Origin of the sequence: Streptomyces lincolnensis (genome assembly GCF_021173675.1) — a bacterium.
Taxonomy (GTDB): domain Bacteria; phylum Actinomycetota; class Actinomycetes; order Streptomycetales; family Streptomycetaceae; genus Streptomyces; species Streptomyces lincolnensis_B.
On record NZ_JAIHON010000008.1, the window covers coordinates 413,948 to 426,977 of the forward strand.

Annotated in this window: 14 protein-coding genes; 10 read left to right on the forward strand and 4 right to left on the reverse strand. The window is 69.6% G+C overall.

What is annotated here, in order from left to right:
* The first annotated feature begins 90 nt into the window (after positions 1 to 90).
* The gene (locus tag K4B79_RS25680; RefSeq protein WP_232029266.1) at positions 91 to 783 is read left to right on the forward strand and encodes a helix-turn-helix transcriptional regulator; all 693 of its coding nucleotides are present in this window, start codon (positions 91 to 93) and stop codon (positions 781 to 783) included.
* A 483-nt stretch (positions 784 to 1,266) separates the two neighbouring features.
* Here the strand turns inward: K4B79_RS25680 and K4B79_RS25685 are convergent, their stop codons facing one another.
* Together K4B79_RS25685 and K4B79_RS25690 are read right to left on the reverse strand one after the other, a co-directional pair.
* Positions 1,267 to 1,587, reverse strand: coding sequence for a hypothetical protein (locus K4B79_RS25685; RefSeq protein WP_232029267.1), 321 nt, complete (start codon positions 1,585 to 1,587; stop codon positions 1,267 to 1,269).
* A 21-nt stretch (positions 1,588 to 1,608) separates the two neighbouring features.
* Positions 1,609 to 3,288 (reverse strand): sodium:solute symporter family protein, encoded by a 1,680-nt coding sequence (locus tag K4B79_RS25690; protein WP_232029268.1) that lies wholly within the window; start codon positions 3,286 to 3,288, stop codon positions 1,609 to 1,611.
* Between the two features lie 181 nt (positions 3,289 to 3,469).
* Here K4B79_RS25690 and galT point away from each other — a divergent pair, with 181 nt between their 5' ends.
* The 8 genes from galT to K4B79_RS25730 all read left to right on the forward strand — a co-directional run bounded on the left by galT (position 3,470) and on the right by K4B79_RS25730 (position 10,967).
* Positions 3,470 to 4,555 carry a galactose-1-phosphate uridylyltransferase gene (gene galT / locus K4B79_RS25695; protein ID WP_232029269.1) on the forward strand — a complete coding sequence of 362 codons (1,086 nt, stop codon included), beginning with the start codon at positions 3,470 to 3,472 and terminating at the stop codon, positions 4,553 to 4,555.
* Positions 4,552 to 5,523, forward strand: a complete 972-nt coding sequence (gene galE, locus K4B79_RS25700; RefSeq protein ID WP_232029270.1) for a UDP-glucose 4-epimerase GalE — start codon at positions 4,552 to 4,554, stop codon at positions 5,521 to 5,523. Before galT ends, galE begins: the two co-directional genes overlap by 4 nt.
* Positions 5,524 to 6,681 (forward strand): galactokinase, encoded by a 1,158-nt coding sequence (gene galK, locus K4B79_RS25705; protein WP_232029271.1) that lies wholly within the window; start codon positions 5,524 to 5,526, stop codon positions 6,679 to 6,681.
* A 293-nt stretch (positions 6,682 to 6,974) separates the two neighbouring features.
* The gene (locus tag K4B79_RS25710; RefSeq protein WP_232029272.1) at positions 6,975 to 8,186 is read left to right on the forward strand and encodes an ATP-binding protein; all 1,212 of its coding nucleotides are present in this window, start codon (positions 6,975 to 6,977) and stop codon (positions 8,184 to 8,186) included.
* Complete coding sequence (locus tag K4B79_RS25715) at positions 8,183 to 8,581, forward strand: roadblock/LC7 domain-containing protein (RefSeq protein WP_232029273.1); 399 nt, start codon at positions 8,183 to 8,185, stop codon at positions 8,579 to 8,581. The genes K4B79_RS25710 and K4B79_RS25715 overlap by 4 nt, the downstream gene beginning before the upstream one ends.
* Positions 8,578 to 8,952: a DUF742 domain-containing protein gene (locus K4B79_RS25720; RefSeq protein ID WP_232029274.1), complete on the forward strand. Its 375-nt coding sequence runs from the start codon at positions 8,578 to 8,580 to the stop codon at positions 8,950 to 8,952. The genes K4B79_RS25715 and K4B79_RS25720 overlap by 4 nt, the downstream gene beginning before the upstream one ends.
* On the forward strand, positions 8,927 to 9,532 hold the full coding sequence (locus tag K4B79_RS25725; protein WP_067434134.1) for a GTP-binding protein: 606 nt from the start codon (positions 8,927 to 8,929) through the stop codon (positions 9,530 to 9,532). Before K4B79_RS25720 ends, K4B79_RS25725 begins: the two co-directional genes overlap by 26 nt.
* A gap of 130 nt (positions 9,533 to 9,662) precedes the next feature.
* On the forward strand, positions 9,663 to 10,967 hold the full coding sequence (locus K4B79_RS25730; RefSeq protein WP_232029423.1) for a cytochrome P450: 1,305 nt from the start codon (positions 9,663 to 9,665) through the stop codon (positions 10,965 to 10,967).
* A 37-nt stretch (positions 10,968 to 11,004) separates the two neighbouring features.
* Here the strand turns inward: K4B79_RS25730 and K4B79_RS25735 are convergent, their stop codons facing one another.
* The gene (locus K4B79_RS25735) at positions 11,005 to 11,460 is read right to left on the reverse strand and encodes a GNAT family N-acetyltransferase (RefSeq protein ID WP_232029424.1); all 456 of its coding nucleotides are present in this window, start codon (positions 11,458 to 11,460) and stop codon (positions 11,005 to 11,007) included.
* A 259-nt stretch (positions 11,461 to 11,719) separates the two neighbouring features.
* On the opposite strand from K4B79_RS25735, the gene K4B79_RS25740 reads away from it, so the two are divergent.
* Positions 11,720 to 12,487: a LuxR C-terminal-related transcriptional regulator gene (locus tag K4B79_RS25740; protein WP_232029275.1), complete on the forward strand. Its 768-nt coding sequence runs from the start codon at positions 11,720 to 11,722 to the stop codon at positions 12,485 to 12,487.
* Here the strand turns inward: K4B79_RS25740 and tamR are convergent.
* The gene (tamR, locus tag K4B79_RS25745) at positions 12,446 to 12,943 is read right to left on the reverse strand and encodes a MarR family transcriptional regulator TamR (RefSeq protein WP_067434126.1); all 498 of its coding nucleotides are present in this window, start codon (positions 12,941 to 12,943) and stop codon (positions 12,446 to 12,448) included. The two genes, K4B79_RS25740 and tamR, sit on opposite strands and share 42 nt — an antisense overlap.
* Positions 12,944 to 13,030 lie beyond the last annotated feature (87 nt).

The window sequence follows — 13,030 nt, forward strand, 5'->3', positions numbered from 1 at the left end:
GCTCCTGTCCGTGTGGACCAGTGGGCGTCCATGGTGGGGCAGCCACCGGGGGATCCATTGGGGGGACTGGGGGGACTGGGGGGTAGGTCGATGGGAGTGCGGCTCATGGTGGTCGACGACCACCGATTGCTTGCCGAGGCGTTGGCCTCGGCGTTGAAGCTGCGGGGGCACCGGGTGCTTGCCGCGGCCGCGCCTGCCGCGGGTGCGGCGGAGCTGGTGATCAGTCGGGCGCCGGAGGTGTGTCTGCTGGGGACGGCGACTCCTGCCGAGCCGGGGATGTTCGATCCCGTGGTGAAGATCAAGCGGGAGCGGCCGCAGGTGGCTGTGCTGGTGCTGGGGCCGGTGCCGAGCCCTCGTGGGATCGCGGCGGCCTTCGCGGCCGGGGCGTCGGGGTACGTCCGTCATGACGAGCGGATCGAGGGTGTCGAGCGGGCGATCATGAAGGCGAGGGCTGGGGAGGCGGCGGTGGCGCCGCAGCTGCTGCAAGGAGCGTTCAGCGAACTCCTCAACCCGGCGGCCCAGCCGGACGACGAGGGCCAGCGGCTCCTCCAGATGCTGACGCCTCGCGAGGTCGAGGTGCTGGTGCGGGTCGCCGACGGCGAGGACACCCGGCTGATCGCGGCGGGCATGGGCATCGCACCGTCCACCGCCCGTACCCACGTCCAGCGCGTCCTGATGAAACTGGGCGTGGGCTCGCGCCTGGAGGCCGCCGCTCTGGCCGCACGCACAGGCCTCCTGGACCGCGCCGGCCCCCTGGCGGGGCCCCCGGGGGCCGAGCCGTAATGCCTGCGGCGCGCTGTGCGGGTCCGGTGGGGGCGTGCGTAGCGCCTTGGGTCCGGTGGGTGGGTCGGGGCCGGGTCGGGGGTCTCCGTCCTCGGTCCGGCGGAACTGTTCCGGCAAGAGGTACTGCGTGTCGGACGCCGGCCGCTGCGGGCGGACACCCCCCGCCCCGTCCCCTCACCGCCGTGGGCGGCTACGACGCCAACGGCCGACGGTGCTTTACGTCCCAGGGCGACTGCAGCTTCCCTAGGGGCGCGGGGAACTGCGCGACCAGCCACATCGCACCCGCAGCCGCCCTACGACCTTCCCTGGCACCCACCTGAGGGGCGCGGGGAACTGCGCGACCAGCCCCCACCCGGCACACAACCGTCCGCGGCAGATCCTGAGCCGTCGCGGTCGAAGGGGCGGCGCCCCTGGGGATGGGACGGGTAGGGGCGGCGGGGGCGAGGAACGCTACGGAACCCCCCGGAGGGGCCCGCGGGGGTGTTACGGGGAGGGCTGGTCGTCGGGGGTGTCGGCCGGGGTCGGCGGAGCCGTGGGGCGGAGCTTCAGCCAGGCGAGGAAGAAGATGCCGAGGAGAAGCATCCCGAGCCCGGTCCAGAGGTTGATGTTGATGCCCTGGGCCTTGTCGATGGCGGCGTCGTCGTCGGTGAGCCCGGCGATCGTGACGATGACGCCGTAGACGACGAAGAGGCCACCGATGATGCGGCGGATGTCGAAGAGACGGGCCGCCGTCGCGGACTTGGTCTGGAGGTCGGAGACCTCGCGGTGGAGGTCCTTCTCGGAGTATCCGGAGGGGTCAGACATGGTGCTTCCAATCCTCCCGCGTCAGAACGAGAACGGGATGTAGCAGGCGGCCGCGAGGATGACCGCGCCCCAGCCGAGGAGGGCCGGCCTGCGGTACCAGGCGTCGTCGCCCACGGCGGCCGGCTCGGACATGCCGGGGGAGCGGGTGCCGTAGACCAGGCCCTGGAGCTCGGCCGTGGGCTTGGGGGCCGTGAAGAGGGAGACGGCGACCATGACGACCGCGCCGGCGACGAAGCCCGCGATCGCGGAGACGAAGTTGGCGCCCTGGTCGGAGGGGATGTCGATGATGCCCTCCTTGTAGATCCAGAAGTAGTTGATCATCGCGGCGGTGGTGCCGGCGAGGAGGCCCCAGAAGCCCGACTTCATGGACGCGCGCTTCCAGAACATGCCGATGATGAAGACGACGAACATCGGGACGTTGAAGAAGGAGAAGAGGGTTTGGAGGTAGCTCATGATGTTCGAGAAGGATGAGGCCAGGAACGCCGTGCCGATGGAGGCCAGGACGCCGATCGCTGTGATCAGGCGGCCGAAGCGTACGTAGTACTCGTCCTCGCGGTCCTTGGTCACGTACTTCTGCCAGATGTCCGTGGTGAAGACCGTGTTGAAGGAGGAGATGTTGGCCGCCATGCCCGCCATGAAGGCCGCCAGGAGGCCGGTGACGGCGATGCCGAGGACGCCGTTGGGGAGGAGAGACTCCATGAGGTAGGGGATCGCGTCGTTGTACTGGAGGTCCGACGCGGGGGTGCCGATCTGGGGGACCAGGACCGCCGCCACCAGGCCCGGGATCATCACGAGGAAGACGATGAAGATCTTGGGGAACGCGGCGATGAGGGGGGTGCGCTGGGCGGCCGAGAGGTTCTTGGCGGACAGGGCCCGCTGGACCTCCGCGAAGTTCGTCGTCCAGTAGCCGAAGGAGAGCACGAAGCCGAGGCCGAGGACGATCGTCAGCCAGTTCGCCCCGAGGGGGTTCGCGCTGCCGATGCCGGTGCCTCCCCAGGCGGTCATGAAGTCGCCGCCGTGGCTCTTGGTGAGGGAGTCGGACAGGCCGTCCCAGCCGCCGACCTTCTTCAGGCCGAGGATGGAGAGGGGGATGAGCGCGGCCAGGATCACGAAGAACTGCAGGACCTCGTTGTAGATCGCGGAGGAGAGGCCGCCGAGGGTGATGTACGCGAGGACGAAGGCGCCGGCGACGACGATCGCCACCCATTCCGGCCAGCCGAGCAGGGCCTCTACGACGATCGCGAGGGCGTAGAGGTTCACGCCGGCGATGAGGATGGCCGCGAAGGCGAAGAGGACCGAGCTGAGCAGGTGGGCCGCTTTGTCGAAGCGCAGGAGGAGGAACTCGGGGACCGAGCGGACCTTGCTGCCGTAGTAGAACGGCATCATCACCAGGCCCAGGAAGACCATCGCCGGGATGGCGCCGATCCAGTACCAGTGGGTGGTGTAGACGCCGTACTGCGCGCTGTTGGCGGCCATGCCGAGGATCTCGGTGGCGCCGAGGTTGGCGGCGATGAAGGCGAGGCCGGTCACCCAGGCGGGCAGGGAGCGGCCGGAGAGGAAGAAGTCGAGGCTCGTCTTGACCGAGCGGCGGGCCGCGAAGCCGATGCCGAGGACGACGACGAAGTAGATGCCGAGGATCGTGTAGTCGAGCCAGTTCGTGGGGAGCCGTAGCTCGGCTGAGAGATATGTGGGGGTCTGCATGAGTACTCGCTTCGTTGCGCGAACTGATCCAGCGCGGAACCTACGCCTCCGCGTTCAGTAATTGAACATGCGCGGTGGTGTTCTTTGTTTGATTGTGATCGTCGGACCTCTGGTGGGTTGTGGTGTGTTATGTTTGATTGTGTTGAGTGATTGACTGGGTTTGGGCACTGAGGAGTGCGGCGTGAAGAAGACCTCGACCCGGCTGGCCGACGGTCGCGAGCTGATCTATTACGACCAGCGCGACGACACCGTCCGTGATGCCGTCGACCGGCGGCCGCTGGAGCCGACCGTCACCACGTCCGAGGTCCGGCAGGACCCGCTCCTCGGAGACTCCGTGGCCATCGCCTCGCATCGGCAGGGGCGGATCTATCACCCGCCGGTGGATCAGTGCCCGTTGTGCCCGACGCAGGGTGAGCGGCTGAGTGAGATTCCCGAGTCCCAATACGACGTCGTGGTCTTCGAGAATCGGTTTCCCTCACTGGCCGGTGACTCCGGGCGGTGTGAGGTCGTCTGTTTTACGTCCGACCACGACGCCTCGTTCGCCGATCTGACGGAGGAGCAGGCGGGGCTGGTGCTGGAGGCGTGGACCGATCGGACGTCGGAGCTTTCGCATCTGCCCTCCGTGGAGCAGGTGTTCTGTTTCGAGAACCGGGGCGCCGAGATCGGTGTGACGCTGGGCCACCCCCACGGGCAGATCTACGCCTACCCCTTCACCACTCCGCGCACCGCGCTCATGCTGCGTTCCGTCGCAGCTCATAAGGAGGCGACGGGAGGGGAGAACCTCTTCGACGCCGTCCTGGAGCGGGAGCTCGCCGGGGAGCGGGTCGTCCTGGAGGGTGAGCACTGGGTGGCCTTCGTGCCGTACTCGGCGCACTGGCCTTACGAGGTCCACCTGTATCCGAAGCGCCGGGTGCCCGATCTGCTGGGGCTCGACGAGGGGGCGCGCACAGAGTTCCCCAAGGTCTATCTGGAACTGTTGAGGCGCTTCGACCGGATCTTCGATGGGCCGGGTGGAGGGGAAGAAGGTGCGGGTGAGCCTCCTACGCCCTACATCGCCGCCTGGCACCAGGCGCCGTTCGGGCAGCTGGAGGAGTTCGAGGGCGTCAACCGTGACGACTTCGCGCTGCACCTGGAGCTTTTCACCATCCGTCGCACGTCCGGCAAGCTGAAGTTCCTCGCGGGCTCCGAGTCCGGCATGAACGTCTTCATCAACGACGTGCCGCCGGAGCGCGCGGCCCAGCGACTGCGAGAGGTAGCGAGTTCATGAGCAGCGGGAAGTACCTGGTCACAGGTGGCGCGGGGTACGTCGGCAGTGTCGTCGCCCAGCATCTGCTTGAGGCCGGTCACGAGGTCGTCGTGCTCGACAACCTCTCCACCGGGTTCCGGGAGGGCGTGCCGGCGGGGGCCGTGTTCGTCGAGGGCGACATCCGGGATGCCGCCAAGTGGCTGGACTCGTCCTTTGACGGTGTGCTGCACTTCGCCGCCTTCTCGCAGGTCGGCGAGTCGGTCGTGAAGCCCGAGAAGTACTGGGACAACAACGTCGGCGGGACCATGGCGCTCCTCGGCGCCATGCGGGAGGCCGGGGTCCGCAAGCTCGTCTTCTCCTCCACGGCCGCCACCTACGGGGAGCCCGAGGAGGTGCCGATCGTGGAGTCGGCGCCCACCCGGCCGACCAATCCGTACGGCGCCTCCAAGCTCGCCGTCGACTTCATGATCACCAGCGAGGCGAACGCCCACGGGCTGGGCGCGGTGTCGCTGCGCTACTTCAACGTGGCGGGTGCCTACGGCAAGCAGGGCGAGCGGCACGACCCCGAGTCGCACCTGATCCCGCTGGTCCTCCAGGTCGCGCAGGGCAGGCGGGAGGCGATCTCGGTGTTCGGGGAGGACTACCCGACGCCGGACGGCACCTGCGTCCGCGACTACATCCACGTCGCCGACCTGGCCGAGGCGCACCTCCTCGCGGTCGAGGCCGCCACCGCCGGCGAGCACCTCATCTGCAACCTCGGCAACGGCAACGGCTTCTCCGTCCGCGAGGTCATCGAGACGGTCCGGCAGGTCACCGGCCACCCGATCCCGGAGGTCGTGGCGCCCCGCCGCGGCGGCGACCCGGCGATCCTGGTGGCCTCCGCCGGGACCGCTCGCGAGAAGCTGGGCTGGAACCCGTCCCGCGCGGACCTCGCGGGGATCGTCGCGGATGCGTGGGAATTCGCTCAGAACATTGCAAGGGAGCAGTAAGTGGGGGCACAACAGCAGGTCGCGGACGCCTTCGTCGAGTTGTACGGGGCCGCGCCCGAGGGTGTCTGGGCGGCGCCCGGCCGCGTCAACCTGATCGGTGAGCACACCGACTACAACGACGGTTTCGTGATGCCCTTCGCGCTGCCGCACATGGCGGTGGCCGCGGTGTCCCGGCGGGACGACGGCGTACTGCGGCTGCACTCGGCCGACATCGACGCCGGTGTCGCCGAACTGCGCCTGGACGAGCTCGTCCCCGAGTCGGACAAGAACTGGACGGCGTACCCGGCGGGTGTGGTCTGGGCGCTGCGCGAGGCGGGTCACCCGATCACCGGCGCCGATGTCCATCTGACCTCCACGGTGCCCTCGGGAGCCGGGCTGTCCTCCTCGGCGGCGCTGGAGGTCGTCGTAGCGCTCGCTCTGAACGATCTGTACGAACTCGGCCTGAAGCGCTGGCAGTTGGCGCGGCTGTGCCAGCGCGCGGAGAACGTCTACGTCGGTGCCCCGACCGGGATCATGGACCAGACGGCGTCCGCGTGCTGCGAGGAGGGCCACGCGCTCTTCCTCGACACCCGGGACCTGTCGCAGAAGCAGATCCCCTTCGACCTGGCCGCCGAGGGCATGCGCCTGCTGGTGGTCGACACCCAGGTCAAGCACGCCCACAGCGACGGCGAGTACGGCAAGCGCCGGGCCGGCTGCGAGAAGGGCGCGGCCCTGCTGGGCGTCGACGCCCTGCGGGACGTTCCCTACGCGGACCTGGACGCGGCGCTGGAGCGGCTCGGCGACGAGGAGGAGGTGCGCCGCCTGGTGCGTCACATCGTCACCGAGAACGCGCGGGTGGAGCAGGTCGTGGCCCTGCTGGAGGCCGGTGACACCCGGGCGATCGGTCCGGTCCTGATCGCCGGGCACGCCTCGCTGCGCGACGACTTCCGCATCTCCGCCCCGGAGCTGGACCTGGTCGTCGACACCGCGCTGGCCTCGGGTGCGATCGGTGCCCGGATGACCGGCGGCGGCTTCGGCGGCTCGGCGATCGTGCTCGTCGAGGCCGGCGATGTCGAGGCCGTCACCAAGGCCGTCGAGGAGGCCTTCGCGGCGGCCGGATTCACCGCGCCCCGCGTCTTCGAGGCGGTGCCCTCGGCGGGTGCGCGCCGGCTGAACTGACGTCCTTCGGCCATCACTTGGTAAGAAAGGCCCCGCGCTCGGTAAGAGCGCGGGGTCATCTCTTTGTCGACTGAGGACAACTGAGGATCGACCAGTGCGCGTGGTGTTTGTGAAGGTCCTCAAATGGGCTGTCTGGTACGCCTGTTGCTGGTGTGCCTGCTGATACGATCATTGCACTTTTCAGTAGGCTGACGGCGCGTCATGACGCGTACGGGGGGACAGTCTCTAGGGCCCCATCGCGAAGGAGTGGCTGTTGTTCTGCCCCCGGCGCGAGGCGACTTGAAGAGAGTCTCATGACGTCATTCATCAAGGATCCGTTGGTTTGGATCCTGCTCATCGTGATCATCGCTGCGGCCTTCGCAGTGATGCGCGCACGGAGAACCAACATGGCTCTCCGCCGCAACAACGACAACTTGCAGAGCAACCTGGTGGCGGTGCAAGGCCAGCTCCGCCAGACGCAGTCGGGCTACGAGTCCCTGACCGCCCGGCACGTGGAGGACCTCGCGGAGGTCCGGGCGGACGCGGAGTCGGCGACCAAGTCGGTCCTCAAGTCCGCGATGGGCACCCTCCAGTCCCTCGCCGAGGAGCAGCAGGTCCTGCTGGACAACCTCCAGAAGGGGTACGGCGACAACACCGGCGTGCTGGCCGACCTGATGCTGATCGACCACACCAGCAGCCAGTTCAGCCGCCGCACCAAGGGCATCTCCGTGCTGTGCGGAGGCTGGCTCGGCCGGCGTGAGGAGAGCGCCTCCGTCTACGACGTGGCGCGCAGCGCCCAGGGTCGGATCAAGGACTTCAACCGGGTCCGCGTCCACGCCCAGGTCAACATCTCCATCACCGGCAAGGCGGTGGAGCCGGTCGCCGTGGTGCTGGCCGAACTCCTGGACAACGCCACCAAGTACAGCGCGCCCCAGTCCCCGGTCGAGATCAACATCCAGGCCGTGCCCACCGGAGTCTGTCTGGTCGTCGACGACGCCGGTGTGGGCATGAGCCAGGAGACCAAGGCCCGTGCGGCGGCCCTGCTGTCGCCGGAGGGCGTCGTCGACATCACCGGTCTCGGCGACCCGCCCAAGTTCGGCTTCGCCGTCTGCGGAATGCTCGCCGCCCGCTACGGATTCTCCGTGTCCGTCGACTCGGTCTCCCCCTACGGCGGGGTGCGGGCCGTCATCCGAGTTCCGGAGGGCCTCTTGACGACCGAAGCCCCGCAGCCCGCCGCCTCGCACGACGACCACGAGTACGAGGAGGACGTGGCCGCGCGCCCGCGTGCCGCCGTACCCGCGCCCGGTCCGACCCTCGTCGTCGGGACGACGACCGGCGGACTGCCCCGGCGCAGGCGGCGCAACAGGGCCGTCTCCGTGGTGCCGGAGCCGGAGCAGCAGACGGCGGCGCCTTCCGGAGCCGATGCGGAGAACAGCGAAGTGACCGCTTCGCGGATCGGTGCGTTCGCCCGCGGCACGCACCTCGGGCGGGTCTCGAACAACACGGAAGGATCCCAGAACCAGTGAATCCCGACCTCACGTGGGTACTGAACGGTGTGCTCGAGGTGCGCGGGGCACGCCACGCGATCCTCGTCTCCGCGGACGGTCTGCTGATGCAGCGTTCCGACGACATCAGCCGTGACGAGGCGGAGAAGAACGCCGCCGCGATGAGTTCCATCCAGTCCCTGTGCCGGGCGGTGGCCGGGTTCGTGGGCGGCGGGGGGACCTGGAAGCAGACGCTGGTCGAGTTCGACGGCGGCTGGATCTTCCTCGTCGCCGCGGGCAGCGGCGCCTATCTCGCGGTGTCGGCCGCCCTGGACGTCGACATGGAGGCGATGTCCTTCCGGATGCAGAAGACGGTCAGCGCACTGCGCGAGGCGATGAGCGCGGCGCCCCGACTGAACGCCGGTGTGGACGCATGACCAGCCACGGCGAGGAAGCTCCGGTCACCAGCGACTTCGTCCGTTCCTACGTCATCACCGGCGGCCGGCGACTGCCGTCCGCCGACGATCTCGCCCTGCACACCCTGGTCACCCTGGCGCCCGACAGGGAGATGCCGCTCGGGGCCGGACCCGAGGTCCGGGCCATCTGGGAGCTGTGCGCGGGCGGCTACCTCTCCGTCGCGGAAGTGGCGGGCCACCTGTCGCTGCCCGTCGGCGTGGCCCGACTGCTGCTGACCGATTTATTCGAGCAGGGTCACCTCCTGCGCCGCGCCGCGCCGCCCCGTGCCCAACTCGCTGACCGAGCGACCCTCGAGAAGGTTCTGCATGGACTCGAAACCCTCATCGTCTGAGAAGCCGTCGACCGGCACGATCTATGTGTCCGACGCGGTGACCACGGCCGCGAAGATCCTCGTCGTCGGGCATTTCGCGGTGGGCAAGACGACCTTCATCGGATCGCTGTCGGAGATCACGCCGCTCAGGACCGAGGAGAAGATGACGCAGGCGTCCGTGCACGTGGACGACCTGCGGGGCGTGCCGGACAAGCAGACCACCACCGTGGCCCTGGACTTCGGCCGGCTGACCCTCACCGACGAACTGGTCCTCTACCTCTTCGGCACCCCCGGACAGCAGCGCTTCATGCAGCTGTGGGAGGACATGGCCCGGGGCGCGCTCGGCGCACTGCTCCTGGTGGACCCCGCCCGGCTGGAGGAGACGTTCCCCGTCATCGACCTGATCGACGAGTACGGGCTCGAGTACGCCATCGCCGTCAACAGCTTCCAGGCGGGCACCCGGTTCGAGGAGGAGGAGATCCGCGAAGCCCTCGACCTGCTGCCCGACACCCCCGTCGTCTACTGCGACGCCCGCGACCAGCGGTCGTCCGCGACCGCGCTGATCGCGCTCGTGCGCCATCTGCTCGATCGCGCGGCGTGAGAGCCCCGGTTCGCACGTCGGCTCCCCTTCCACCTCCCTCCTCCCCGGCCGGGCCGCGAGGCCCGGACCTCCAAAGGACACCCCCGTGGACACTCACCACTCGCCCGCCGCCGCGGGCGCCAGATGCCCCATGCACGACGGCACCTTCACCGCCGACCCGCAAGCGATCTACGACTTCGTCCGGGCCCACGGCCCCGCCGGACCCGTGGAACTCGCCCCCGGTGTGGACGCCACGCTGGTCGTCGAGCACGAGATGGCCCTCCGGGTGCTGCAGAACCCGTCCCTGTTCGCCCGCGACTCCCGCCGCTGGAAGGGCCTGAACGAGGGCAAGGTCCCGCTCGACAGCCCCGTCCTGGCGATGATGGCCTACCGGCCCAACTGCCTGTACACCGACGGCGCCGTGCACCTGCGCCTGCGCCAGGCCGTCACCGCGAGCCTGGACCGGCTCAACACCAGGCGGCTGCGCCGGGACGTCGAACCGATCGCCGACTTCCTCATCGACCAGTTCAGCGAACGCGGCCGCGCCGACCTGATCAACGACTACGCCAAGATGCTGCCGGCGCTGCTGTTCAACAAGCTCTTCGGCTGCCCCGCCGACATCGGCGACACCGTGACCGTGGCGCTGGGCGCCTTCTTCGACGGCGTCGACGTGCAGCGCGCCAACGAGGAGCTCACCGCGAGTCTGATGGAGCTGGTCTCCATCAAGCGCCGCCGCCCCGCCGACGATGTCACCTCCTGGCTCATCCAGCACCCCGCCGGTCTGACCGACGAGGAGCTCAAGGACCAGCTGATCATCCTGATGGGCGCCGGCTTCGAGCCGCTGCGCAACCTCATCGGCCACGCCCTGCACCTGCTGCTGTCGGAGGAGGGGGCGGGCGGCTCCGGCATGCTGGTCGAGGAGGCCATCGACCACATCCTGTGGAACAACCCGCCCATCGCCAACTACGCCACCCACTTCCCCGTGCAGGACGTGGACCTCGGCGGGCTGATCGTCGAGGCGAACACCCCGGTCGTCATCAGCTTCGGCGGCGCCAACAGCGACCCCGCCCTCAAGGAGGCCCGGGAGTCCCGCAACAAGGGCGCTCACCTGGCCTGGGGTGCGGGGCCGCACGCCTGCCCGGCCAAGGACCCGGCGCTGGTCATCGCCGTCACCGCGATCGAGCGGCTCCTGAACGCGCTGCCCGATCTCACCCTGGGCGCGTCGGACGACGAGCTGCAGTGGCGGCCGGGGCCCTTCCAGCACGCGCTGGTCGGGCTGCCGGTGCGGTTCACCCCGACCCCGGCCACCCGCATGGTGGCGGCGCTCCAGAGCGCGGCGCCCCAGCCGACGGCCGAGCAGCCGGGCCTGCAGACCGGTGCCGAGCCCGCACGTCAGGGGCAGCCGGCGCAGAAGAGGGGCTTCTGGAGCACTCTGGTCGACCTCTTCCGCGTCTGAGCCCGCGCGACGGCGCACGGCACCGGCGCACAGAAGCTCACCGCAGCCGTTTGGTGAGGGTGTACTCCGTGATCCCCGGCGGATAGTCGGGGATCACGCACACCACCTCGTACCCCTGCCGCCGGTAGAACGCCGGCGCCTGGAAGTCCCAGGTCTCCAGGCGTACGGCCGCGCAGCCCCGCTCGTCCCGGGCGATCCGCTCCGCCTCGCCGAGCAGCCGGGAGCCCAGGCCGGCGCCCCGGTGCCGTGCGTCGACCCACAGATAGGCCACGTGCATCCAGGTCGCCCAGGTGTGGCCGACCAGACCGCCGGCCAGCGCGCCGGCGTCGTCCAGCACCCAGACGTGCAGCGGGACCTCGCGGGCACCGGGGGTGCCGCGCAGCGCCCGCAGGACGGGAGAGGCGGCCGTGTTGGTCTCCCGAAGCCGACTTCGAAGAAGATCGCGCCGCTCCTTGTCGACTTCTGTCTCGATGCGAAACATGCGGCTCACCATAAACGCGTTGGACAGCCAGTTCTGCAAATTACCTTCCGCTCCTGCCCCCCGGCCGTACCCTGATGAACAGCACCGGTGGGGGCCGGTGCTGATCAGGGGGCGAGACAGTCGGGTACGACGCCCGATGTGGGGGTAGCGGTTTCTGCACGGCGGCGGCCGTGCGGCGATGCCGACCCCGGGCGTCGTACCCGCGCAGGTCATCGTTTCCCGACCTTGGGGTATCCCCTGCTCCGTCAGGAGCATCGGGGAAGGGGGTTTCGTGGTTCGCATCCGAGTCCTGGTCGTCGACGACCATCGCATCTTCGCCGAGTCGCTCGCAGCCGCACTGGCGGCCGAGCCCGATGTCGACGTCTCCGCCGCCGGCAGCGGTCCCGCCGCGCTGCGCAGCCTGGAGCGCGCGGCCGCCGAGGGCCGCCGGTACGACGTCCTGCTGGTCGACTCCGACCTCGGCGGCAACGTGCCGGGCGTCCGGCCCGCCGTGCCGGTCCAGGAGGTGGGCGAGGACGGTCTCGTCGACGGCATATCACTGGTCGCCGGGGTGCGCACCGCGCAGCCGGGCGTACGGATCGTCGTGCTCGCCGAGAAGGACGATCCCCGCCGGGCCGCGCTCGCCCTCCAGGCCGGTGCCTCCGGATGGGTCGCCAAGGACTGCTCGCTGTCCCGGCTGCTCACCGTCATCCGGGGAGTGCTGCGCGAGGAGACGCATCTGCCGCCCGCCCTGCTCACCGGGGTGCTGCGCGAGCTGACGGCAGCCCGCAAGCACCGCACCGAGAGCGAGCGGCTGGTGGAGTCGCTCACCCCGCGCGAGCGGGAGGTGCTGCGGTGCATGGTCGCCGGGCTGGGCCGCAAGGCCGTCGCGGAGAGACTGTTCCTCTCCCCGCACACCGTGCGCACCCACATGCAGAACGTCCTGGGCAAGCTGGGCGTGCACTCCACCCTGGCCGCCGTCGCCCTGGCCCGCCGCGCGGGCGTCGGCCCCGTGGACCTAGCCGGGGATGTTGTCGAACGGGGCGGTCAGCTGGCGTAGCAGTCCCGCCAGTTCGCCCCGCTGGGCGCGGGAGAGCTCCGCGAGGATGGCGCGCTCCTGGTCCAGCAGACCGGCCAGGGCCTGGTCCGCCCGGTCCTGGCCCTCGGTCGTGAGGCGCACCAGCACACCGCGCCGGTCGCTCGGATCGGGCAGCCGCTCCACCAGGCCCTTCTTGGCGAGCCGGTCGATGCGGTTGGTCATCGTGCCCGACGTCACCAGGGTCTGCGTCAGCAGCTGTCCGGGGGAGAGCTGGTACGGCGTCCCGGCGCGCCTGAGCGCGGTGAGCACGTCGAACTCCCAGGGCTCCAGCCCGTGCTCGGCGAAGGCCAGCCGACGTGCGCGGTCCAGGTGCCGGGCCAGCCTGCTCACCCGGCTGAGTACCTCCAGCGGCTCCACGTCGAGGTCCGGGCGCTCCCGGCGCCACGCTGCGACCAGCCGATCGACCTCGTCCTCCATGACGATCAGTGTAGTGGTTGTGTCGATGTGAAGTCTCTTGAGATAGAGCTTCTTGGCGCGAAGTCTCTTGACATCAAGAGAAATGTC